Source organism: Lysinibacillus sp. CTST325 (assembly GCF_054665055.1).
This window is the reverse complement of the sequence record NZ_BAAFHO010000002.1, coordinates 216,592-240,748: the sequence shown is the minus strand read 5'-3', so window position 1 is coordinate 240,748 and position 24,157 is coordinate 216,592. Positions and strand designations below refer to the sequence as shown.

At 35.3% G+C, this 24,157-nt stretch carries 25 protein-coding genes and 1 pseudogene; 12 read left to right on the top strand and 14 right to left on the bottom strand.

Annotated features, from left to right (window positions below; genetic code table 11):
• The first annotated feature begins 386 nt into the window (after positions 1-386).
• On the top strand, positions 387-1,028 hold the full coding sequence (gene bluB, locus ACYQ73_RS06615) for a 5,6-dimethylbenzimidazole synthase (RefSeq protein WP_460011743.1): 642 nt from the start codon (positions 387-389) through the stop codon (positions 1,026-1,028).
• A 301-nt stretch (positions 1,029-1,329) separates the two neighbouring features.
• On the top strand, positions 1,330-1,509 hold the full coding sequence (locus ACYQ73_RS06610; protein WP_460011742.1) for a hypothetical protein: 180 nt from the start codon (positions 1,330-1,332) through the stop codon (positions 1,507-1,509).
• A gap of 265 nt (positions 1,510-1,774) precedes the next feature.
• Here the strand turns inward: ACYQ73_RS06610 and ACYQ73_RS06605 are convergent, their stop codons facing one another.
• Positions 1,775-2,245: a hypothetical protein gene (locus ACYQ73_RS06605; protein ID WP_460011741.1), complete on the bottom strand. Its 471-nt coding sequence runs from the start codon at positions 2,243-2,245 to the stop codon at positions 1,775-1,777.
• Positions 2,246-2,675: 430 nt separating this feature from the next.
• On the opposite strand from ACYQ73_RS06605, the gene ACYQ73_RS06600 reads away from it, so the two are divergent.
• Entirely contained in the window at positions 2,676-3,731 is a 1,056-nt protein-coding gene (locus tag ACYQ73_RS06600) for an ankyrin repeat domain-containing protein (RefSeq protein ID WP_460011740.1), read from the top strand.
• Between the two features lie 222 nt (positions 3,732-3,953).
• Here the strand turns inward: ACYQ73_RS06600 and ACYQ73_RS06595 are convergent, their stop codons facing one another.
• The 3 genes and pseudogenes from ACYQ73_RS06595 to ACYQ73_RS06585 all read right to left on the bottom strand — a co-directional run bounded on the left by ACYQ73_RS06595 (position 3,954) and on the right by ACYQ73_RS06585 (position 6,587).
• Positions 3,954-4,130 carry a tyrosine-type recombinase/integrase gene (locus tag ACYQ73_RS06595; RefSeq protein WP_460011739.1) on the bottom strand — a complete coding sequence of 59 codons (177 nt, stop codon included), beginning with the start codon at positions 4,128-4,130 and terminating at the stop codon, positions 3,954-3,956.
• 53 nt (positions 4,131-4,183) lie between these two features.
• Positions 4,184-4,515, bottom strand: a pseudogene (locus tag ACYQ73_RS06590) (site-specific integrase).
• Between the two features lie 620 nt (positions 4,516-5,135).
• Positions 5,136-6,587 carry an aminotransferase-like domain-containing protein gene (locus ACYQ73_RS06585; protein WP_460011738.1) on the bottom strand — a complete coding sequence of 484 codons (1,452 nt, stop codon included), beginning with the start codon at positions 6,585-6,587 and terminating at the stop codon, positions 5,136-5,138.
• Positions 6,588-6,727: 140 nt separating this feature from the next.
• Between ACYQ73_RS06585 and ACYQ73_RS06580 the strand changes: the two genes are divergently transcribed.
• From ACYQ73_RS06580 to ACYQ73_RS06555, 6 genes are all read left to right on the top strand, one after another.
• A complete protein-coding gene (locus ACYQ73_RS06580; protein WP_460011737.1) occupies positions 6,728-7,774 on the top strand; it encodes an ornithine cyclodeaminase family protein in 1,047 nt (348 codons plus the stop codon).
• 30 nt (positions 7,775-7,804) lie between these two features.
• Positions 7,805-8,674 carry a PhzF family phenazine biosynthesis protein gene (locus tag ACYQ73_RS06575; RefSeq protein WP_460011736.1) on the top strand — a complete coding sequence of 290 codons (870 nt, stop codon included), beginning with the start codon at positions 7,805-7,807 and terminating at the stop codon, positions 8,672-8,674.
• Positions 8,675-9,262: 588 nt separating this feature from the next.
• Positions 9,263-9,583, top strand: coding sequence for a FadR/GntR family transcriptional regulator (locus ACYQ73_RS06570; protein ID WP_460011735.1), 321 nt, complete (start codon positions 9,263-9,265; stop codon positions 9,581-9,583).
• A gap of 98 nt (positions 9,584-9,681) precedes the next feature.
• A complete protein-coding gene (locus ACYQ73_RS06565; protein WP_460011734.1) occupies positions 9,682-9,885 on the top strand; it encodes a hypothetical protein in 204 nt (67 codons plus the stop codon).
• Between the two features lie 35 nt (positions 9,886-9,920).
• Positions 9,921-10,769 (top strand): acetyl-CoA carboxylase, carboxyltransferase subunit beta, encoded by an 849-nt coding sequence (gene accD, locus ACYQ73_RS06560; RefSeq protein WP_460011733.1) that lies wholly within the window; start codon positions 9,921-9,923, stop codon positions 10,767-10,769.
• The gene (locus ACYQ73_RS06555; RefSeq protein WP_460011732.1) at positions 10,762-11,718 is read left to right on the top strand and encodes an acetyl-CoA carboxylase carboxyltransferase subunit alpha; all 957 of its coding nucleotides are present in this window, start codon (positions 10,762-10,764) and stop codon (positions 11,716-11,718) included. The genes accD and ACYQ73_RS06555 overlap by 8 nt, the downstream gene beginning before the upstream one ends.
• A gap of 726 nt (positions 11,719-12,444) precedes the next feature.
• Here the strand turns inward: ACYQ73_RS06555 and ACYQ73_RS06550 are convergent.
• From ACYQ73_RS06550 to ACYQ73_RS06540, 3 genes are all read right to left on the bottom strand, one after another.
• On the bottom strand, positions 12,445-12,543 hold the full coding sequence (locus ACYQ73_RS06550) for a hypothetical protein (RefSeq protein WP_460011731.1): 99 nt from the start codon (positions 12,541-12,543) through the stop codon (positions 12,445-12,447).
• Positions 12,544-12,804: 261 nt separating this feature from the next.
• On the bottom strand, positions 12,805-13,005 hold the full coding sequence (locus ACYQ73_RS06545; protein WP_460011730.1) for a hypothetical protein: 201 nt from the start codon (positions 13,003-13,005) through the stop codon (positions 12,805-12,807).
• Positions 13,002-14,225 (bottom strand): MalY/PatB family protein, encoded by a 1,224-nt coding sequence (locus ACYQ73_RS06540; RefSeq protein WP_460011729.1) that lies wholly within the window; start codon positions 14,223-14,225, stop codon positions 13,002-13,004. Before ACYQ73_RS06540 ends, ACYQ73_RS06545 begins: the two co-directional genes overlap by 4 nt.
• 223 nt (positions 14,226-14,448) lie before the next feature.
• Here ACYQ73_RS06540 and ACYQ73_RS06535 point away from each other — a divergent pair, with 223 nt between their 5' ends.
• Positions 14,449-14,928 (top strand): MarR family winged helix-turn-helix transcriptional regulator, encoded by a 480-nt coding sequence (locus ACYQ73_RS06535; RefSeq protein WP_460011728.1) that lies wholly within the window; start codon positions 14,449-14,451, stop codon positions 14,926-14,928.
• A gap of 188 nt (positions 14,929-15,116) precedes the next feature.
• Here ACYQ73_RS06535 and ACYQ73_RS06530 read toward each other — a convergent pair whose 3' ends face one another.
• The 3 genes from ACYQ73_RS06530 to ACYQ73_RS06520 form a co-directional block, all read right to left on the bottom strand.
• On the bottom strand, positions 15,117-16,061 hold the full coding sequence (locus ACYQ73_RS06530) for an alpha/beta hydrolase fold domain-containing protein (RefSeq protein WP_460011727.1): 945 nt from the start codon (positions 16,059-16,061) through the stop codon (positions 15,117-15,119).
• Positions 16,062-16,615: 554 nt separating this feature from the next.
• Positions 16,616-17,539 carry a serine hydrolase domain-containing protein gene (locus ACYQ73_RS06525; protein WP_460011726.1) on the bottom strand — a complete coding sequence of 308 codons (924 nt, stop codon included), beginning with the start codon at positions 17,537-17,539 and terminating at the stop codon, positions 16,616-16,618.
• A gap of 978 nt (positions 17,540-18,517) precedes the next feature.
• The gene (locus tag ACYQ73_RS06520; protein WP_460011725.1) at positions 18,518-18,802 is read right to left on the bottom strand and encodes a TetR-like C-terminal domain-containing protein; all 285 of its coding nucleotides are present in this window, start codon (positions 18,800-18,802) and stop codon (positions 18,518-18,520) included.
• A 5-nt stretch (positions 18,803-18,807) separates the two neighbouring features.
• Between ACYQ73_RS06520 and ACYQ73_RS06515 the strand changes: the two genes are divergently transcribed.
• Complete coding sequence (locus ACYQ73_RS06515) at positions 18,808-19,059, top strand: hypothetical protein (protein ID WP_460011724.1); 252 nt, start codon at positions 18,808-18,810, stop codon at positions 19,057-19,059.
• Between the two features lie 94 nt (positions 19,060-19,153).
• Positions 19,154-19,312, top strand: coding sequence for a hypothetical protein (locus ACYQ73_RS06510; RefSeq protein ID WP_460011723.1), 159 nt, complete (start codon positions 19,154-19,156; stop codon positions 19,310-19,312).
• Positions 19,313-19,420: 108 nt separating this feature from the next.
• On the opposite strand, the gene arcC is transcribed toward ACYQ73_RS06510, so the two are convergent.
• Genes arcC through ACYQ73_RS06490 form a run of 4 tightly spaced genes read right to left on the bottom strand, consistent with a single transcriptional unit; the run spans position 19,421 to position 24,148 of the window.
• The gene (arcC, locus tag ACYQ73_RS06505) at positions 19,421-20,353 is read right to left on the bottom strand and encodes a carbamate kinase (RefSeq protein ID WP_460011722.1); all 933 of its coding nucleotides are present in this window, start codon (positions 20,351-20,353) and stop codon (positions 19,421-19,423) included.
• Positions 20,354-20,358: 5 nt separating this feature from the next.
• The gene (locus tag ACYQ73_RS06500; RefSeq protein WP_460011721.1) at positions 20,359-21,129 is read right to left on the bottom strand and encodes an oxamate carbamoyltransferase subunit AllH family protein; all 771 of its coding nucleotides are present in this window, start codon (positions 21,127-21,129) and stop codon (positions 20,359-20,361) included.
• Positions 21,126-22,391 carry a YlbE family protein gene (locus tag ACYQ73_RS06495; RefSeq protein WP_460011720.1) on the bottom strand — a complete coding sequence of 422 codons (1,266 nt, stop codon included), beginning with the start codon at positions 22,389-22,391 and terminating at the stop codon, positions 21,126-21,128. The genes ACYQ73_RS06500 and ACYQ73_RS06495 overlap by 4 nt, the downstream gene beginning before the upstream one ends.
• Complete coding sequence (locus ACYQ73_RS06490) at positions 22,391-24,148, bottom strand: acyl-CoA synthetase FdrA (protein WP_460011719.1); 1,758 nt, start codon at positions 24,146-24,148, stop codon at positions 22,391-22,393. The genes ACYQ73_RS06495 and ACYQ73_RS06490 overlap by 1 nt, the downstream gene beginning before the upstream one ends.
• Positions 24,149-24,157: the final 9 nt, after the last annotated feature.

Genomic DNA, 24,157 nt, shown 5'->3' with positions numbered 1-24,157 from the left:
TCCTTCGTTCATTTTTATACATTAAATTGATAACATGCTGAAGTATGAACTTTCTCACAGCAAGAGCTTCGTTGGCTATTAGAACGACTATCGATTCAGCAGCCAAAGGCAATTGTGAAATCTGCAAAAGGTGTCTTTAAACCGGTCTATTATTAATGATGCCATTATCCATATATGAAACTAAAAGGAAATGTGGTAATCGATTTGACGAATGTTAATCCGAAGTAAGAAGAGGTGAAGTCAGATTTATGCGGATACAACGATAAGGACAAACATACCCAAACCACGCTTTTTGGTGTATTTTTACTTCAACTTACGTGGCAGAATAATGAAAAATTAGTTAATATTAAAAATAAATATTTTTGTAAAGAAAAGGGGAGAAATTTATGTTTTCTAATGAAGAAAGAGAGTCTATTTATAAAGTTATTTATAATAGGAGAGATATACGAAGTTTTTTATCAACTCCTATCCCTGAAAACATTATACATAGAATATTAAATGCAGCTCATCATGCACCTTCAGTAGGATTTATGCAACCTTGGAACTTTATTTTGATTTCCACTGACGAAATTAAAGAAAAATTGGCTTGGGCAGCAGAAAAAGAAAGCAGAGCATTAGCTGTTCATTATGATGGGGAGAAAAAAATGAAATTCCTTGATTTAAAAATTGAGGGTTTAAAAGAAGCTCCTATGACTATTTGTGTTACATGTGACCCTACAAGAGGAGGTTCCCATGTATTAGGACGAAATTCAATTCCTGAAACAGATATATTATCAACAGCTTGTGCTATTCAAAATATGTGGTTAGCAGCTTGTGCTGAAGGACTTGGAATGGGGTGGGTAAGTTTTTATAAAAAGAATGATATTAGAGACATTTTAGAAATACCACCACACATCGATCCCATTGCTCTTATATCAATCGGTTATACTGAAAATTACCCGGAAAAGCCCATTTTAGAGTTAGCTAATTGGGAAAAAAGGCGTTCTTTAGAACATCTTATTTTTGAAAATAAATGGGGACAAAACTAAAAACTTATTAATCTATCAGGGTGCGTTATGGGTAGTTTGGAAACACAAAAAAAGCTAATTCTTCCTTAAAGATTGTAAAGCAATGTACTTAAAGTAACGGAGGCTTTAGTGCAACAAGGATTTATAACTTATACATAAATAAACCTAATAACGTTCCCGAATCAGACTTTGGTGACTCTACGAAGAAAGCTTTCTAAACGACGTTTTGGAACTTGTTTAGAAATTATTTGACTGATATAGAAACAAAAAAAGGAATAATGTTACAATCTGTAGGATTATATTAATATATGAGGTATTTCTTATGAAATTATTACTTTACTTTTTTTACACTATCGCAGTTCTTGCTATTATCATTTTTACTTATGATTTAGTTATGCTAGGCATTTTCGATTGTTCTTCTCTTGCAATAACATTTTGTATGATTGGGGTTGCAACGGGATTAAAAAAGAACACTAAAAAAATTCAATCTAAAGTCGGATAAAATAGTTTGGAAACACACCAAAAAGCCACGAAATGTTGTTAAATTAACGTTTCTTGGCTTTTCTTATGAACATTTATAGTTGTAGAAAATCAATGAGGTGTTCACCCTAGATTATGCAAAGTCAGGAAACGCGAAATACTTTTATTGTGTGCTGTGAGAGTGATCGAGATGGGCAACGGTACGTGTTACTGAATCTCGATATAGGGTCAATTAGCCCCTTCTTTTTCTTTTACCTGAATGAACTATCGTGCCTGTTAGCGTAAGACTACATGCCATTATTGCATAATAGGCAACCATGACAAGATAGAAGAACTTTATGGTTCGAACATTTTGGGAAACCAATAGGTATTGTAGGTTCCTCATCTGACTCGTCTGTAACCCAGTAAGTGTAATAACTCTCATCTACAAATTCTTCATGAAAATTAGTTATTAATAAACATAAATGATTTAAAATCCTTACTACCATGTACTCATTTGGGGTGTAATTTAAATCTTCCCATCTACACTTATTAATTGCACCATCAATAACTGACAACAAAAATCTCTTTAGCTCGATAAAATCTCTTTTCGTCCAAGGCATCTCACTAATGCTAAAACCCACAGTTCCAATCCCTACAACTGATTGATCTCTTTGATTCAACCAAACGATAAACTCTTTCTCTCTAGTTGTTAATGCTATGTCTGACCCACTTAATGCTAGTACATCGAGAAGCACATTAGTGGCGCCATTGGACATAGAGAGTGACTCAACAATTTTTTCATTACAATTGTCACATAAAGTTATTGTGTTTCCCATATAAGCGATCACCTCATCACTATTACGTACAAATTATACCACGTTATACTGCCCGTTAGAGTTATATGAATCATATTCCTACTTGGAGTCACGGATACTGTCATAAGCGTAATTACTCTAAAGCTTTCTCGCCGAGAGGAGGAAAAAAACACGAATGTTTAAACGACCTTTTACTTTATTTTGGATTACCAAAAGCGTAATACCCATCTTCTTTATAGTCATTTTCCCAAAATGGTTGCATAAGTGTAACCTCTTTTCTGTAAACTCTCTTAGCAAAGAAATTATAACATGGTAGAATATAGATTGATATATATGGTAAATGACATGATGAACTATATTCAATAATCTAATGTAAGGAGTGAAAATACATTTGGTGAGGAAGAGAAAAACGTTACCGAAAAATTTTAATGAACTAATTGAAGCAGGTGATATTGCGGCATTACAAGAGGTATTTACAAAGTGCGAGCTAGATGCATATGGTGGTTATAGTAAAACAACAGCCTTAAGTTTTTTCAATGTACCGGATGAATTGGTTCGCTGGCTCGTGGAACAGGGGGCAAATATAAATGCGAGAGACAATTACAAAAGTTCAGCTTTACATAATCAGGCAAAAAGTTGGCGGGGGAATATTGAATTGCTTCTTGAGTTAGGTGCAGATATAGAAGCCTTGGATTATCAAAACGAAACACCTTTATTTGCTGCGGCTGCTTTTTTTAAACCAAATGCGGTGCGCACATTGATTTCTAAAGGCGCAAATATTAGCGCGGTAAATATGATGAATGAGACGCCTTTGGACAAAGCTTTAGCAGTATGTAGAAATATAAATATTGTTGATCTAGTAGAAGTTTCTGAGATTTTTCTGAGCGCGGGTATAGCTGTAACGCCGGAAATGAAAAATTCTATTAAGCGAATTGGAAAAGACTTTGAATTTCACAGAGAAGGTTTTAATAAAGAATATTTGAACGAAACGGATGAGGCACTTTCCCGTCTTTATGAGCTATTTGATGTTCCACCAGTAGAGAAGCGAAAAACGCATGATGGTACGTCTCCAATAACAGTATCTACAAAGGGCTGGCAGGCGCAACATAATGAACTTTGGAATTTACTAATTCCTTCGCAAGGACATGCGCAAACTGTACAAGGAGAGGTCATTCGTATTACTGGTAAAGTCTCATACGAAATTTTAGATAACGGCGGCATCAACTGGGATAATGATTTTCGTAAAATGCTCAAAAGTTTGAACCATTACTTTAGCTTAGGTACACCATTACATCCCGCTGTACTTCAGGAGTCTATCACTTTAGCGAAAGAACTTCACAAAGGCGATGGAGATGAGGAACCTGCGAGACTTTGCGAGTTGGCAGTGCAATGGGTACTTAGCAATCCGAATCCGATTATTTTAGAACAGCCCGAATATAAGCGCTAACATATTTAACGAATCCAATAAGCAATTTTATAAACAATACTATTCCCTTTTCTAAGCACTTAACGGCTAAAAAAAGGGGATAGTATGCCGTAAGTGATGTAGTGTGAAGCGGGTAGGTGGGTTAAACACATCTTTAAAGATTACATGTAACCCAGGCGGATCTAATGCTTTACGATTTTTATTTAGGAAAACTGGTTCTAATGGATAAATTTGATATGCTCTTTAAGAAGCTTTATAGGATACCAGAAGCGGCATTAAGTGTGGATGAAGGGGCAATATCCGTTCTTTTTTCCCTTTTCCATCAATTCGAATTGTTTCATTTACCAAATCAACTTGTTCCCAGGTAAATGAAACGAGTTCAGATCGTCTCAGACCTGTTGTTGCTAACAATTTAAACATTAGCTCATTTCGCATCGAAAAACGTGATTGGTCGCGTTCTAAATAGCCAATAGCTACTTTAGATCCGTTAATGTCATATAGACAGGAAGTTTATCATCGGTCTTTGGCGATTCAATCCCGTGCGTAAAATCATTAGCAAGGTATCGTTCAATTAAACAATATTTGGTGAACGATTTTAAGGAAGAGATTTTTCGGTTCACCGAACGAGGTTTTTGTTTTAATGATCCTAATAGATATTGGATAAAGCGACGTACTTGGGTCTTGGTGATCTCGTTTAAACAGGTTGAACAGCCATGATCCGATAAAAGGTTAAGAAGAGTTGTAAATCGTATTCATAACTAGTGACTGTATTAACCGAGTAATTTTTTTCAATCTCGATATACAAAACAAATTCATCAATGGCAGCATGTAGTTGCAAATATAAAACCTCCAGATATCGTATTAAACAATAATTATTATCTGTACAAAATCATCCCATTATCGTAAAAAAGGAGAGTTATCGTTCACATGAAAATTATAAGGAACTTCAGAATTACAAGTCGAAAAGTACAGATATTATGGGTAGTTGATGAATCAAGGCCCTCCTCCACGCCAAATAATTTTAGTTTACATAATATAAATACCTTGGTCACAACTTTCTAATTATCGGATGGTTCCTATAATTTATCGTTCAAAAGGGGATTATTCGTTTAAATAATGCTAATTATCGTTTAATGTAGATTTGTCCAATATTCATAAGAGTGAACAAATAAGCTGGTTGATACTATATCTTAACAAAAGATAAAAAGTTGATATGGAGTATTTCTCCTTATCAACTTTTTTATTATCATGAAATGATTTTGTGGATAGTTTAGTCAAATTAGTTGGTAGCAACATTAAAGAAATTAATGATTCAAAACTTCAGGAACTAGAGGAGTTGATGATGCTTTCGAATCTCATACAGTGGTAATTCAATATTCATTTTTATAATTATCTACAATATTTAAATCTCTATATAAATAAAACTTAAAAAATTTGTTCTGCTACCAATTCTGAGAGAGTTTTAATTCCATAGTCAATTTCATTTAAGGATGCATAAGAATAAGAAATTCTTAAATATTGATCAGAGTGAAACTCATACAAATCTCCAGGGTGAACAAGTATTTTCCGACTTAAGGCTTTAGTAAAAAGCTGGTACATGGATATACCTTCATTTAACTTAAGCCAGATGAAATATCCGCCCCTAGGGATGTTCCATGTACCGATGCCGGTAAAATATTTCTTTAATGCTTCAAGAGCAACATCTCTTCGGAGCTTAACATTTTTCCTCATTATATCGTTATGCTGATAATAAAGACCACTAGAGAATAGTTCTGTGGTTACACTCTGGGAGAGTGAGCTGGTTCCATAATCAGTTTGCATTTTTATATCTGCCAATCTTTCAATGACTTTTTCTGATCCAACAATCCATCCAATCCTAAGACCAGGACTTAAATTCTTCGATATCCCACCAGTGTATAATACAAGTCCATTGTTATCAAATGCCTTTATTGGCTGTGGAGGTTGTTCATCAAACCAAAGCTCCCTATATACATCATCCTCGATAATAGGCAAACGTTCCCTATCACACGCATCAACAAGCGTTTTTCTTCTTTCAAGTGACATGACGCTTCCGGTAGGATTTTGAAAAGTAGGTATTGTAAAAAGCATTGCTCCTTTTCTCCGCCCATGTCGATCAATCAATTCTTTTATTTCTATGCCTTCTTCATCCAGCTTAATTCCCGAAAGCTGCATTCCTAAGGATTGAAAGGTTCTAAGAGAGTATAGGTAGGATGGCTTTTCAACATATACTACTGAGTTCGTGTGCAAAAGGCCAAGGGAAATAAGCTGCAGTGCCTGCAAAACACCAGAGGTAATCAAAACTGAGGATGGATCAGCTTCTATTCCTATTGTTTTTAGGTATGTGCATACCTCTCTTCTTAGATGGATATTTCCTTTTGGTTCTTCATAACCCAGCGATCCCGTAGACTTAGACAGTTTTTTTAGTACGCCCTGAATCATTTTGTTAGGTATTAATTCAGGGGAAGGTTCGCAGGACCCCATTCGGATGATATCAGGTTGGAATTCAGCCTGATTGATCTGCTGCATTATATTTTGATTTGTTTGATGTAATCCCGAAGATATATAGGGAAGCCAATTATGTGATTGATTAATGGACATTAATGTCCATGTATTGTTTATTACTTTTGTACCACCACCAGCATTACCGCTAATAAGGCCTTCAGCTGCCAGCTCTTCAAGGGCGGATACTACGGTACTTCTGTTTACACTGAAAATTTCAGAAAGTGTCCGCTGACTTGGCAATTTGAAACCAACCGGCCATTCTCCAGTTGCTATTTTGTCCTTTATGAAGTTAACAATCTGTAAATTCAATCGAGTAGGATTATTTCTATCAGGTCTCCAGTTGATATCTAACATGAAATTCCTCCAAAATCATAGTACTTGTACTTTATCATTTGGTTGGTTAAATAACAACCAAGAATGGTTGGATACTTTTTGTTGTTGTTCAAATACAATTACATTAACAGATATTGAAATTTTAAAGGAGAATGATAACTATGGTACCAATAAGAATTCTAAGTGATACTGATGTTAAGAACATTCTTGATATCAAGAATACAGTAGCATGTGTAGAAAAAGCCTATGCGCTTAAAGCCAACAATCAGGCGAGACTATTCTCCATGGTATCCGAGGTGATTTTTGAGGGTAGGGCAGAAATGGATATTAAATCAGGGATGCTTAATGAAGAAGATGTGTTTGGATTAAAACTCGTTTCATGGTTTGGTGATAATAAAAATCAAGGACTTCCAGCTATAACAGGGCTGAATATGTTATTTGATTTGAAGAATGGATTTCCTACGGCAATGATCAACGCAAGTTATTTAACAGGAATGCGTACTGGAGCAGCAGGTTCAATAGGCGTGAAACACCTATCAAAACAAGATTCAAAAACACTAATGATTATAGGTACAGGAGTTCAGGCGATTTTTCAAATAGCAGCCACTCTATCTCAAGTTCAGACAATAACCAAGGTATATATATATGACCCCGTAAAATATGAAAATGCATCAAAATTACAGTATTCAATAAAGACGGAACTAGAAAAAATCAAAAATGATATCAAAGATACTTATAATAAGAGCTGGAAACAAAGAATTGAGTCAGTTCAGTTTGTAGCTGTAGAAAATCCAGTGAAAGCTTTGGAAGAAACCGATGCAGTAATTACAATAACGCCTTCGCAAAAACCACTGATTTTTAAGGAGTGGATTAAGCCAGGCATACATTTCAGCTGTGTGGGGGCAGACATGACTGGAAAACAGGAAATAGATGAAAAAATCTTTGAGGTAGCTTCTGTATATGTAGATGATATTACACAAGCATCGACAGTCGGAGAAACACAAAGTGCTATAAGGGCTGGTATATTAGGCAAAAACAATTTGACTGAAATCGGACAATTCATACTTGGAAATGCGAAAGGACGTACAAGTGATGAAGAAATTACGATTTTTGATAGTACTGGCATAGCATTGCAGGATCTTGCAGTTTCAAAATATATTGTATCAAAAGCAGAAGAAATGAATATTGGGACAATCGTGCAAATATAAAATCGATATACAATTTGGAGGGATCACATTATGAAGATAAAAGTTTATACATTAAATTCATTTGCAAAATCCATTGAGGGAGGGAACCCTGCCGGAGTAGTACTTAGCGCTGATTATCTATCAGAAGAGGACATGAAAAAAATAGCAGGTATCATCGGTTTTAGTGAGACTGCTTTTGTCATGTGGTCAGACCTTGCTGACTTCAAGGTTAGATTTTTTACACCTAATGAAGAGGTTGATCTTTGTGGCCATGCAACGATAGCAGCGTTCTATACACTTTCAAGCCAAGGATATATTAAACCAGGAAAATATTCTCAAGAAACAAAGGCTGGAATTTTAAATGTAGAAGTAATGGAAGACCTATCAATTATGATGGATCAAAATGCTCCAAGCTATTATGAAATAATAGACAAGGAGGTAATTGCAGATTCCTTAAATATTACTATAGATGAAATGTTCGGGGATCTACCAGTGCAAATTGTATCTACTGGCCTTAGGGATATACTTGTACCGATTAGAAACTTAGATATATTAAATTCTATAAAGCCAGATTTTGAAAAAGTAACAAATATCAGCAGTAAATATAATACCATTGGTTATCATATTTTTACCCTTGAATCACTAAAGGGTTCAAATGCCCACTGTAGAAATTTTGCACCTTTATATGGAATTCCAGAAGAATCTGCAACTGGTACATCCAATGGTGCCCTTTCATGTTATCTATATAAATATGGTAAAATCAAACCTGAACATGTTATTAATATATCTGTTGAGCAAGGTTACTCTATGAAAAAACCTTCAGAAATAGTTATAGCGTTAACCACTCAAGGGAAAGAAATTATTGAGGTAAAGGTAGGCGGAAAAGCATTGAATTTGTCTGAAACAGAGGTTGAAATATAATTGTAGAATATAAATTTCTAATAAATTGAAATAATAACATAGCCGGATTAGGTGTTATGTTACATCTAGTATGGCTGTTTTTTTCTTAAGGTAATATAATATTTCCCCGCAAACGGACCATTTAATGGAGTAAGACTTCCAAAAATGAATATATATGTTATATTGTTAGAGATTGTGAAGAAGATAAACGGTACAGAAATGGGGTTTTTTTTGAATGGATATGTTGCAACGCTTTGGTAGACCTCAAGTGAAAGTAAAACATACACAAACGACGAAAAGAATATGAAATTGAAGGGAATTTTAGAAACTGCATAAATTTTTATGCAGTTTTTTCTTTACTTTCAAATAATTATTTTGTAAGATAAAGCCAACTCCAAAAGTGGCCAGACCACTTTTGAATTCATTCAGTAAGAGACGCCATCATCTGAAGGTGGTGGATTTTGTTTCTTTTTAGTAGGTATCCAAACACCTACTGAATGAAGATACTGAATAAAGATAAAGCCTTTGGATGCATTGTTTATCTGCGCGAAAGGAAAGCGACAGCAATAATTATTCCAAGGCGAATAGATTGACCGAGGAGTTGATCGTATGGATAAAAAAACCGAACAAAAGAAAGTGTTTTTAGATATCGTCCAACAATTACGACAACTTATTAAAATAGAAAAAATACAGGCTGGTGAAAAGTTACCTTCCGAACGAGTCCTTTCAGAACGTCTAGGTGTCGAGCGATCCTCTGTGAGAGAGGCATTGCGAAGTTTAGAGTTGTTAGGTCTTATTGAAACGAGACATGGGGAAGGTACGTTTCTAGCTTCTACACAAAAGCATCGGCTCGTAGAAATATTGTCGATATTTATATTAGAAGATGAAAAATCAAAAAAAGGATGTCGAATTAACGCGACAAATCCATGAAATGGAAGCCATTCGCGTTATAAGTTGTACAGTGAATCTGCGAACACTACCTGTGAGGGACAGTTTTTTTGTAAAGCTAGAGATAGAGGTACGATTAATTGTCTGGATGTTTTACGAGAAATAATCATCACGTCAGAAATCGTTTTTTACTAAAAGTCTGGTTTCAATTAGCAGTTTATGCCGGTGACCGTTTAAATCGAAACTCAACAGAAGAAGAAAAATTAATCATTCAAACTATGTTGAAATTGATGCAGCTTGGCTATGAAAAAGAAGTATTAAAAGCTTACTTACATAAATGCTGAACAAGGCATTTAGACAAACATAGGAGGTGTAAAACATGGCAGTACGTAACTTATTTAGTAAAAAGAAAGAGGACGGACAAGAAAAGGGATTTCCAAAAGGACTTATGACAAAATGTCCAGAATGTCGTCACATTCAGTTAACAAAGGAATTAGAAAAAAATCATAAAGTGTGTACAAAATGCGACCATCATTTCAAAATGACTGCACAGGAGCGCGTAGCATATTTCTTAGATGAAGGTTCATTTGTTTCAATGGATGATCATTTACAAACAAGTAATCCACTTAATTTCCCTGATTATGTAGAAAAAATTTCAGTGGCTAAACAACAAACGGGATTAAGCGAAGCTGTACTGACTGGGGTAGGTACTCTTGATGGAGAAGAAATTGTTGTAGCAATTATGGATTCTCATTTCCGTATGGGCTCAATGGGCTCCGTTGTAGGAGAAAAAATCACACGTGCCGTTGAAAAAGCTATTGAATTACGTGTACCGGTTATTATCTTTGCTGCTAGTGGTGGAGCGCGCATGCAAGAAGGTATTCTATCATTAATGCAAATGGTAAAAACGAGTGTGGCATTAAAACGTCATAGTGAAGAAGGACTATTATTTATTTCGATCATGACGCACCCTACATACGGTGGCGTTTCAGCAAGCTTTGCTTCTGTTGGAGATATTAATATTGCAGAACCGCAAGCATTGATTGGCTTTGCTGGTCGCCGTGTAATCGAAGAAACATTAAGAGAAAAATTACCAAATGATTTCCAAAAGTCAGAGTTTTTACTAGCGCATGGTCAGCTTGATGTAGTTTTCCATAGGAAGGATTTACGAAACCAAGTAGCAATGCTTGTAAAAATGCATACAAAAGGCGGTGTGCAACATGTCTAAAAATTTAGCTTTTGAAGAACCCGTAGTACAATTACGAGAAAAAATTGATGAATTAAAAACGGTTGCTACAGAGGCAAATGTAGACATGACAGGCGAAATCGAAAAGCTTGAAACACGTCTAACACAGCTAGAACAATCTATTTATGCCAATATGAATCCATGGGATCGTGTACAGGTTGCTAGACATCCAGAACGACCAACAACTTTACAATATATAGAAGCTATGTGTGAAAACTTTATTGAGTTACATGGAGATCGTACATTTGGTGATGATGCAGCTATTCTTGGAGGAATTGCTCTCTTTGAAGGACAGCCCGTAACAATTGTTGGACATCAGCGCGGAAAATCAACTAAAGAAAATATTCGACGAAATTTTGGTATGCCACACCCTGAAGGATATCGTAAGGCATTACGCTTAATGAAGCAAGCTGAGAAATTTAAGCGCCCAATTATTTGTTTTATTGATACAAAAGGAGCCTATCCGGGTAAGGCAGCCGAGGAACGCGGCCCAAGTGAAGCCATTGCTAGAACTCTCTCTGAAATGGCGATTCTAACAGTTCCAGTTATTAGTATTGTTATTGGGGAAGGCGGAAGTGGGGGTGCAATTGCATTAGGGGTAGCTAATCGCGTCTTTATGTTAGAGAACTCAACGTATTCGGTTATCTCGCCTGAAGGGGCTGCATCGATCTTATGGCGAGATGGTAGCCTAGGGAAGCAAGCTGCAGAAGCAATGCGGATAACAGCAACTGACTTAAAAGAGCTTGACGTTATTGATGGAATAATCCCTGAAATAACTGGTGGAGCACACCGCAATGTTGCGAAGCAAGCATTTTATATAAAAGAATGTATAAACGTCACACTAAAAGCATTGAATTCCCTAAATGGCGAACAATTAATTGAAGATCGCTATGAGAAATTCAGAAAGATTGGACAATATACAGAAGTTTAAATTCATTTTTAGGTTTTTGGACATGTGAATTTGTTCGTAAAGAGATAAAAATTGTTTCTTAAATAAATTAATATCCTAATGATGGAAGAAAAAAGAGTTGTAGTTTGTAAAAAAGATTGATCATTTATAATATAGTTTGATAAAAATAACTTCGCATTTAAATAAAACCCACGCATTTTGATCAAACTTTTTTCAAAATGCGTGGGTTTCTTCTATTATAAAATCAACGATTGCAACAAACTTTTAATCAAACTTTATTCCAAACCAACACTTTTGTGTCTTATTAATTTGCTTTAAGTGACCATTTACACAGAGTAATTTAAACTTTATGAGTTTTCATCTGTCCATAAAAATAAAATGTCTAAAAGTTCTTGTCTTCATAAAAAATAAAGTGTCTAAAAGTTCTTGTCCATATACAAGTACAGATATTATGGGTAGTTGATGAATCAAGGCCCTCCTCCACGCCAAATAATTTTAGTTTACATAATATAAATTATAGGAAGTTATGTATCAGTGAAAAGCATACTAATAACAGTGAGACGAAACAGCTATAAATGGACATCAATATCTAAATTTTATTTCAATAACAAAATAATTTAGACTTCGATGACTTCTTTTATTATTACTTAGATAGAAATCGTTTATCTTATCACCCATATAGATGAATTAAAAAGAATCCATTTTTCATGCTTGATTAAAACGGATTCTTCTCAAGCACATTTGCATCTAAATTGTTAAACATGTGATTACTTCAATTTCAACGAGTACATCTTTTGGAATACGACTTACTTCTACCATTAATCTAGCTTGGCCATGATCACCCAAATATTTGTTATATTGCTCATTTATAAGTGTAAATTGGCATGTCTTTTAAAAAATCGATATTTTTACGACATTTCACTTGAATCTGTTGGGATTTAGCATAGCCCCAATAACCTTCATAACTTGATTGGTCTGAATAATAATATGGTTCACAACAACTTCATTTGATGACGAATTAACAGGAATTTGACCAGAAAAAATAGTAAATCTCCTACTTGAATTTTTAGTTAATTGATATTAGTGCTTCTTAAATAATCTTAATATTCAGAAAATAATAATGGTATTAGGGACAATTTCATAATTAATGCCCCATTTAGATAACTCATCTGTAACCACTCTCATTGTCCGTACTTCCTGTAATCCAATCTCAGGGTGTCTATGGAGATCTCTTCTTATCTCAATTACATAGTCTTCTATTTCTTTTGCAGCTTTTAACGCATCAAGCTTAAATTCGATCGTTTTCATTTTATATACTCCCTTTCTGATTGATTATTAGATTCGCTATCTTGGAATTCTAAAGCGATTCTTTCAAGTGCTTCTTTTATAAGTGATCTTGGTGAAGGGATACAGATTCTTTGAAAGTCTTTACCTTCAATTCCAAACAAGTGACCCTCTTCAAGTATGACATTGGCTTTGTTATAGATACGATCATGAATCTCTTGAGCTGAAAGTCCATATCCACTAAAGTCCATCCACAGCACATACGTTCCTTCAGGGATCCTAACTTTGACTGTAGGCATTTTTTTACCTAAGAAATTTTTCACATACTCTATTGTGTCGTCAATATATTCTGTTATTTGCTCTAACCATTCTTCTCCTTCGTTATAGACAGCTATAAGAGCTGCAATTGTAAACGGTGATGGTAATTGCATTCCCATTGTGTCGCTAAAGATTTTCCTAATCTTAGGGTTTGAAATAATAACATTTGTACAGTGCAGACCAGCAACATTAAAGGTTTTATTAATGGCTGTGCACGTGATGATATGATTCGTACTGTTAGCAACTTTTGCGATGGGTATAAATTTTTGTTTTTTTCTAATGAGATCCCCATGAATTTCATCAGCTACAATAATTACATTATTATTCGCACAGATATCTGAAAGCGTTTTCAACTCCTCGTATGTTAAAACTCTTCCAGTTGGATTGTGTGGACTGCAGAGAATGAACATTGTATTATTTTTTTCTTTAGCTTTGGCTTCAAAATCCTCAAAATCAATTGTGTAATACCCTTCAGCGTCACATTTCAACGCATTATTTCGAACAACTCTTCCATTGGCTTCTATCACAGCTGTGAACGGCGGATAAACAGGACGTTGAATAATGATACCTTCACCAGGATTAGTTAAAGCTTTTATAGCTATTTTCAAGGCATGTACTGTTCCAGGGCTATATACAATCTCATTTCTTTTGATGGTCCAATCATGTCTCTTTTTAAACCAATGCTGAATTGATTCAAAGTACTTATCTGGAAAAACAGAATATCCAAAAATACGATGATCAACCGTTTTATGTAGTGCGTCTATCAGTGGTTGCGGTACGGGTAAATCCATATCTGCTGTAAATAGTGGAATGGTCTCATAGTCATACCTTTCTGTATATCCCATTGTTTTAATTAAATCTTCACCATCCCACTTTAAGGAATAAGTATTTCTGCGATTAACCACTTCATCAAAATTATATTTCAATGCTTCTCCCTACCTCTTGTTGTGTTCTGTTTTCTACTTTATCGCAATTTTCGACACGTTTAGATTAAATTTTTCTCAGTTTAACACCTTAACTGTAAAATCGTCAATCAAATTTTCAGAATATTTTTAAAATAAATTAGATTCGAAACGAAAATTAAATATGGATTTCCTATATGTTAAAATTAAATTAAATTGGCTACCAATTATAGGGGGGAGATGCATTGTGGATAAAGAGAAGATTTTTAATGAGCTAATGGAAACGATTTACGAGACATCTAGACTGATTAGTTCATACGAAAATATTCCAAGAAAATATGGGACAGAAGATGAATTGTATATGATAGAAGTTCATACACTCAACATAATTGGAGATCAAATAAAAACTACTACTTCTGAAATTGCAGAAATTAAAAATTGCACAAAAAGTGCTGTTTCTCAAATGGTTGATAAACTAATTAAAAAGGATTTAGTAATTAAATATAGAAATCTGGACAATTATCGAGAATTCCATATTGAATTAACACCAAAAGGCAAAATAGTTTATGAATATCATAAAAATCTAGATCTAGAGGAATATCGGAGTCATTTGAAGAACCTCGAGCAATTTACAGCCGAAGATTTTCAAAAATATATTACAGTCTTAAATTTAATCAATCAAAGGACACAAAGCGTGCTTAATGACAAAAAATCAAAGGCGAATTAATTATCTTTCCTACTCTACACTATTGGATAATATGGCAAAAAGGAGTGTTTCAAAGTCTAATTATAAACTTTGAAACACTCCTTTTTTACATTATGTCATTTTTGTACGAATAGGTCATAGCCTTTTTTAGGATCTCTAGCTCTTGTTTTAAACGAGGATTTCCCTCCTGCTGGCCGCTTCATGTAGAGTTATCTCTCCATTTCCTTCAACGAACAAATTATTTTTATTATTTTCTGTTGAGCATCTAGAGCTTCAGGAATTGGCATAACAACAAACACATGATTCATTTTAGGATAAACAAAGGTATTGATTTCAATTCCCTGTTCTGTTAGCTTTTCATCAAGTTTTATGGCATCTGGATATAAACTTTCGTGTGTTCCAATAAAATGAGTAATCTTCCCAAGTCCTTTAAAATCACCGTAAATTGGACTAATTAATGCGTCTTTTAAATCTTTATCAGCTGCCCAAATCTTTGTAATGACTTCCATGCCTTCACTAGCTAACATCGGGTCCTTTTCTTCATATTCAGGTATATAAGGATTTTCAAAACTCATATCAACACATGCAGACAATAAAATAATATCTTTCGGTTGAGGTAAATGGTTCATTTTTAAAAGATGAGCAAGGCCAAGAGCTATATTGCCACCTGCCGAATCTCCCATGATGGTTAATTGCTCGCAACTTTCGGCCGTTTCTAGAATTTCTTTATAAAGGTTTAGGATTTTAGGGTAAGTATCTTTATGGTTAAAATGAGGTACTTTAGGATAAATGGGAACAATTATTTTTGCATTCAAAGATTGCGCCATTTTATCCAAGAACCACCAGTGAAAATTTAAAGGTTGATTCGTCCAAGCACCACCATTTAAATATAAAATAACTTTTTGCTTTAGGGACACTTGGTCATTTAATGTGAAAACCTGCATGTCCTCGAATACCCGCTCCTTGACATCACTTAAAAATTGAACATCATCCCCAATAACATAAGGTTTTCTATTTTCAGTTCCCATTTGCTTCACAAACTGTTCAGTGTTTTCAATTCTAGAAAAACTCTTTTTATTACTTTCGGAAGTTAACAATTTTTCAAATTGAACACTTTCTTCAGAACGTTCTCCGTTATAAATTTCTACACTCATTTTTTATTTTCTCTCCTTTAAACATTTTTATTGTTCATCTTGTTGTTTCATAACACGGTATGATTTGAAATAGCCATGTATCTCTTTATCAAAAATCTTTAACAAGTTGGATAGAAGGTCTTAATGGAACGGAGGCGTTTAAAATCTATACTGCTTCGTTTACAGTATAAAAGTTGAACTATGCTTCAAGGACAAAATAAAATATTTTATATTCCCTTCTCCATCTCATAAAAAGTGAGCATGGGCCTCCAAATAGAAATGGTCCAGCTATAACCACGAATCCGATTGTTATAACTATCCTCATAAGTCACCAACTTTTTATTAGTTATATATCTATATTCGATTGAACAATGTAATTTCCTTTTAAAAATCGTTTCCTAGGCGGTGTTGGATAACACTTCATTAAAGTATATGGCCCTATAACGAAATAGAAGCTTTCCTTATTAAAGAAAAGCGCCCGATTGTTGAATATCAAGATAGTGATTTCTCCTTTTTACAAGATACTTTATGATCTCGGAAGAGGAGAAAAACCTCTTTTCATTTGTTTAAATGTCTCATTCATCCTTCCAACTACGTAAAAGTTCTTCGAAAAAGAGTTTCGGCGCAGAGGACTGGTCATCTTGTAGATAGCTTTTTGCCACAGCCATAATATTTAACTTCGGAACAATAAATATATATTGTCCGTATAAGCCATTGGCATAGTAATATTCAATTTTGTTGTTACTATTAGTAATTTCACAAGTCCATAGCTGATAACCATAACCATATCTAGCTGTTCTGTCTTCTTCTGCTTCAAATTGTTTATATGGTTTTTTTGCCTCGTGGATCCAGTTAAATGAAACCACTTTATTTGATTTAAATTGCCCTTCGTTAAGTAATAAAAATCCAAACTTCACCATGTCCTCTAAATTTAATGAAATACTAAAGCCACCCTCGTGAATTCCTTGCGGGTCCTTTACCCATATGTATTTTTTTATCCCTAATGGATGGAATAGAAATTCTTCAGCAAATGAGGCGGTAGAACCTCCAGAAACTTTTAGGATGATCGCGCTTAGTAAATGAGAGTTTCCACTATTATATTCAAAGGTTGAACCTGGTCTATATATAACTGGTTGTTCTAGTATGAATTTAACCCAGTTTTTTGAACTTTGGAATTTTCCTACTTGTAACCCCGAAGTCATAGTCAGCAAATGAAATAAAGTGATTTCCTCCTTCATTGGGTCATTGAACTCTAATATTTCCGGAAAGTAGTTACCAATAGGTTCATGAATGTTTTTTATTAGCCCTTTATCGACCATAATTCCAATTAATATAGACACAATACTCTTTGTAATGGAATAAACTTTTGCCGGATTTTTTACGACTTTTTTATTCTTTAAATATTCAAAGATCCGTGTATTTCCTTTATAAATGACAAAACCTTCAATTTTAATTTTCTTCACTTTCTTCTCTAACTCATTAAAAGATATTTCACTCATACATATAATCCCTCCTCCACTAAATTGCGTCATTAGTTTATGTACATCAGTTTATAATTTAACCCAAATTTTAACATAAAATCATTATTTTTACCAAAGACGTTATTCCATTAAATGGCCCGATTGTTGAACATAAGTTAGATTTGACCGTTACAGGTTCTTAGATGGCGTTAATGAGTTTGTGATGGTTGAAAAGTGGAGTAGAGAAATCAAATTTTCACAGATTGTCTAATCTTTGCTACAAATCTATTTTTGGTGCTGTAGGAGCGATCTGAAAGCATAACAAAAGGACTTATTGGCCAATCGGATACATTTATATTCCTCCTTTTCTTTTAATACATTTATTATAGTTTCTAACGTAACGGTAGAATCAACAGTGATTTTGCTATGATTTATTTATAAAGAACTCAGGATCAAAAATTCTTCTTCAACTAAATTGCACCATTTATTGAATAGCAACAATCCTTTAGAAAACTGCCTTTTATTTGTAGTTGCTCTATCTCTAAATGTTCCTGTATGTAACTCACTGACGGACTTCCCTTTTAGCTCGAATTCACCCGAACAAGAACAAATGTTCGCCACTCGTAAAATCAGCATTTTTCTTGAAAAAATTTTTAAAAAAACAGCGAGCTTTGCATTCACGCTAAGATCATTTTTCGTGTTGAAAGTATAGTGGACACTTACCCAATCATCCCTAGACTTCTTTGAGATTTGTGTTCTTTAGGCCTGTGCTTTACCTTCAGCTTCCTTCTGACTCCGCATCACCACAGACCTATTGCTATTGTCTTCCCGCTTCTGAACCTTCCACCCTAAAGTTCCTACGTATGCCGAGTGTATAATGAAAAGAGACGAATTTCTTCGCCTCTAACCATCTTTATAAAAGCTAACTACCCATTTATATAAAGGTAGCCCTCGATTTGTTGTTTCAATTATGCCTTAACGTCTTTTCTTTCGCTCTATTCAAACAGGAAGATCAGTTTATTTAAATGTATACGATTGAAATCCTTGTATCATCATTCGGCTAACAGATGCGGTTAGTTCTTCCAAAGTGCATTCAAATTTCCCTGCGAACCAGTCCTGGTATAAAGAAGCTAGTCCACCAACAAAAAAGTGAACACGGAATAGTAATTCTTCACACTCTGCATTTGAATCAAATGAACCTTTATTACTTAATATTTTCTCTATTAGAACGACTTTTAATTTCGTTAAAAAGGTAGGTGCCTCTTGCGTGCTGATTAACATACGATAATTTCTATATTCCACAGGATGTGTTAGAAAGTGATGAATTTCAAAAATCTTTGAATATGTATATGTCTGATAATAGAAAAATAGCTAAGATGAGCATTATATTAGATGTTAATCCTTATTCAAAGGAAGCAATGACCATTGAAAAGCTAGTGGAACAAGAGGTGCAAGCGATCAGCGGTGAGTTAAATGCGAAGATAGCAATCGATGGGAAAACATCTCAGAATGTTGATCTTGAAGAGATTGCTAGTGTAATATGCGTTATAGAGAATTAGATGGTCATTCTACACAAGCATTTGTGGATGCTGCACGTCATATCGGTGGGGTTATTATATCTGCAGCTATCATTCTTGGGGTACATTTGCGGCATTGATTCCTTCAGGGATCATTACACTTATTGAAGTAGCAATGACTGTTATTCTCGCCCTTTTCTTACTTATCTTTGTGATGTTACCGATTTTCATACCAGCATTGTTAAGCGCTGTGGATCATATTCGCCGATTAGGTATTAAACAAATGGATAAGTAAGTTAAGTAGAATAGTAAATATCACAAAAGCGCAAGAAATCAACGTTTCTAAAATTGATTTCTTGCGCTTTATATATCATGCCTCTTTGTTATGTAGCTAACAAGAGCCCTATTGTATTATACGTGTACCTGCTTTTCCTTCTAGGGCAGCTACTGCTTGATCCAACGAACAAATAATTGCCTCTTTACCTAGCTTTGCAAATTCTATAGCTGCTTGCATTTTTGGTAGCATACTTCCTGGTGGAAATTGACCTTCTGCAACGTATTGTTCAGCTTCTTCTATTGTAATTTGGCTTAATTTTTGCTCATTTTCTTTCCCGAAATTGATATAGACATTTGGTACATCTGTTAACATCATGAAAACTTCAGCATTTACTTGTTGTGCGAGCTTTAATCCTGAACGGTCTTTATCAATCACCGCTTCAATACCCTGTATTTGCCCAGTATCTTCACGATATACAGGTATACCGCCACCACCGGATGAAATAACAATCGTATCATCGATTAAACGTTTAATTTCCTCTATACCATGAATCACTTGTGGTTCTGGTGAAGGTACAACCCGTCTGTATCCACGCCCGGCATCTTCTAACATCGTATAGCCTTGTTTTTCTAAACGTTTCGCTTCTTCTTCCGAGAAAAATACACCGATTGGTTTAGTCGGATTTTTAAATGCTTGATCCTCTTTATCGACTTCAACCATCGTTAACAATGTAACCACATTTGAAGTAATGCCTCGTTCTTTCATATGGTTTTTTAAAGCTGTTTCCATCATATAACCAATGAAACCCTGTGATTCTGCGTTACAAACATGGATTGGTAGTGGTTCGACTACATTTTTAGCCGCTTCGTTTTGAGCAATAATATTTCCCACTTGCGGACCATTGCCGTGTGTAATGACGATTTTATGCCCCGCTACTTTCATTTCAATCATATGACGAGTTGCAGACACTACATTTTTGAATTGATTATCATAAGTTGCTTCTTGCTTTGGCTGTAAAATTGCGTTACCGCCCAATGCAATCACTACGCTTTTCCCCATTTCTTTCACTCCTTAATTAACGACATGTAAATGCCATATAACGTATCCATCCCAGATGAAGAGCCAACTTCTATAAGCTTTTTCATACTTTCTAAAGATGGATCATGCTGCAGTGCTGTAATCTTCGAGCTAAATGCACCATCTAAAGCACATGTTAAAAAGCGCTTACTGACAATGGTCGTTAAAGGTTCCTTGATTAAAGCTTTTAAAGTTTCAAGATGTTTATGTTCGATAAAATTATTTAGAAAATGCCCGTACAATATGCCGACCAGTATATCGTCACCAGTTGGTGTCAAACCTTGCCCACGTCCAATAAAATAACGGAATGTCTTCTCAAGATTTTGGGTTGGATCATGTAATCTATTGATTAAGGCCAACAGACGTGCTCGTTCAAAATCTGTTGATTCATATGATGTAAATGAAATGTATTTGAAATTTTCTTTTAATCTATTTATATTTGCATGATTAAAATCCATATATAACGGTAGTATTTTTACATTAAACACCATTTCAAAACTGTTATGAAATAGACGATTATTGTGAAATGTTAATGTATCGCCTACCCTAATATGGGTCTTTATCGTTTGTTTAGTTTGATGATCAAGCAAGATGCCAAACGGAAATGTCCCATTTTCATCGGTACCAGCAAATATCAATTCACCATTTCGATCAACCATATTCAAACCTTTTTCAAACATACTGTGCACGGTAAAGGTGTTTCCTTCATTCAATAATTCAAGTGCGATTGGACCAACCGCACTTGCTTGTAAAATCATCCTTTAAAACCTAGCTTTTCAGCATATGCTGTGATGGCCTTCTCAAAACATTCGATTGGCGGATGGACTGTACCAGCACCAATTTGACCATAACCCGCAATTTTATGGGCAATCCCTGTATTGATGACTGGTGTAATTCCTGTTTCAACAACTTTCCGTGCATCGATACCTAAACATGCGCCTTTGAAGTCCCAAGTTGGAATGACATAATTCGGGTTTTCGCCGATACAAATTTCAGTCATTTGATTACTTATTTCTAGCGCATCATTAAATCCTCCTGTACCAACGAAGCGGGTAACTGCAGGTGCTGCAATCATCGCCATACCGCCAACACCGATTGTTTCTGTAATGGCTGAATCGCCAATATCTGTGTTGGCATCTTCTGCAGAATAACCAGTAAAGTATAATCCTTGTGGCGTATTAACAGGAGCCGTAAACCATTCGTCTCCCATCCCCGCAATACGGATACCAAAGTTTTCACCATTACGGCACATGGCAGTAACAACTGTACCGTGTTCAATCGTACGGGCTGCATCCATGATCGCTTTACCAGTCGCCATTGCAATATTTAAGAAAAATTGGTCTGTATCAGCTAAAAATTGAATCACTTCTGTACATTGTTCCTTGTCAACGTCTTCTAATGTTGAAATGACTGGAGATAGTTCTTTTAAAAATGCCAGTGACGCTGCAATATTACGTTGGTGGAATTCATCACCCATTGCAATAGCTTTAGCAATCAATACGTTGACGTTCAAGCCTTCTTCAAACGTTTTTAACGCTTTACTTAATACGGGACCTAATACATCTTTCATCCAATGTAAGCGGTTGATTACTTGCTCATTGTAAGCGCCAAAGCGTAAGACTGCTCCAATTCCTTCGTTCATTTGACAGTATGCTTCGTTACCACTCTCTTTGTTAACAACAACGAGTACTGGCATATTTGGTGAAGTGATACCACCCATTGGTCCAACTGCATTCACATGATGACATGGAATGAATGTGATCTTACCGTTTTCAAGTAAGTCACGTGCGGCCTTTTCGTCATCTGCCCATCCTTCAAAAAGGATTGCTCCAACACATGAACCTTGCATAGGATTTGTCATGTTTTCGTATTTAATGGGAGGTCCAGCGTGTAATAATACATACTCTTCTAATTCAGGAATCACAGACTTCGCAGGTACAACATCCGTTAAGAATGGTGCTGCTACTATGATTTTTTGGATAACGGCTTCATTTGCTTCATTTATTGTTCTGTAACCCATTAGATTGTACCTCCTTCATAAAAGTTTAAGAATTGAAGTACTTTCATTAACTTCTCATCGCCACCAGCAATCGGACGCCAGTTAAATTGAACACACTCAGAGCCACTGTTTTGAACAGCTTCCGTAAAGCTTTTTAAACCAATATTAATAACACTTGGTTTCATATTGATGAAGGACATGATTTTCTCATCTACTGTTAAGTCTTCTTCTGTATATTCAAATTTTCGTACAGCAACAATTGGTTGGTCCACTTTACCGCCTACAAGTTGGATAGCCGTGCGAACCATTTGATCGTTTGTCTTGCAGATAATGGCGCCGCTCTCTTTTAAAGTGTCAATTTGTTTGTCGTAACCTTGGATATCTTGTGCTGTACCTACAACCGTTGCAAGTACTGCAAGTTGACGACCATTTTGATGTGCATTGTCCAATAGACGTTTGATTGTTGGTGCTAGTTCACCTGCCATATCTTCATGACCACCGTTACCGATGACGTTATCAATCATAATTACGGCTGTTTCAGGGTCGTTGACAGATTTTTCAAGCATTTCGATACGTTTTTCAGGATCAATCATCGGATGTGGTTTACCTTTTGTATACTCATCATCACCTAAGTCAATGATTTCATGATTTTTTGTTTTTAAAATATAACGATCGTTCTTTTCTTCCGTTATTGTATCTTTGAAAGCATCTCTCACTAGCATGGCTGCTTCAGTTGCTAATGTACCGCCTGAATAATAACCTTTTATACCAACTTGTGATTCTTTTAATAGAACGTTTACATTTTCAGCTGTTGTCGGTTCAAAATTTGGTTGGTCCCCATTTGATAATTGGACAGCTACAACTGCTGCTTCTTCAAGGGTATAAGCATGATAGATGTTCTCTTCTTGATAGGAAGGTTTGTCACCTAAAAATAATGTAACAACTGGTTTATCAATATTTCTTAATACGTTTAATACTTTGCGCTTTACTTCATCTGCAGGTGGTTTGGAGATAACAGTAATGACTTTTACTTTCGGATCTTGGTTTAAGGCTTTGATGCTATCTAACATGGTGATGGCACCAACTTCCGTTGATAAATCACGTCCACCTGTACCAAGAGCGTTCGTTACACCTTTACCATAGCGGTCAATGATTGTTGTCACTTCTTGAATACCTGTACCTGATGCACCAACAATACCAATATCGCCTTCATTTACGTTATTTGTAAAGGCAAGAGGTACGCCGTGAATGAGTGCAGTACCACAGTCTGGACCCATCACTAATAATCCTTTTTCATGTGCTTTTTGTTTCAACTTCGCTTCATCTTCTTTAGCAACATTGTCACTAAACATAAATACGTGTAACCCTTCGTTCAGTGCGTTTTCCGCTTCCATTGCTGCATATTGACCAGGAATAGAAATTAACGCTAAGTTTGGATTGTTAGCTAGCTCCAATGCACGTTTCCAGTTATGTGCTTCTTGGCCTTTAGACGCGTCTTGTGAATCAGACTCACCTTTTAATGCTACCTCAACTTCTTCTTTCACTTCGCCTACTTTTTCTTCCTGATCTGTATCTACAACGATGACGATATCATTTGGCTTGGCTTTTTCTAATTCATCCGTGCCTAAACCAGAAGATTTAAAAATGTCTTTGTTTGCCGGTGTACCCATCATGATTGATACTTTGTTCACACCATCAATTGCAGATAACTTGTTTGATAAAAGCATTAACACGATGGAGTCCTTATAAGTGTTTTCTTTTATAATTGTGTATAACATGATGTTCCT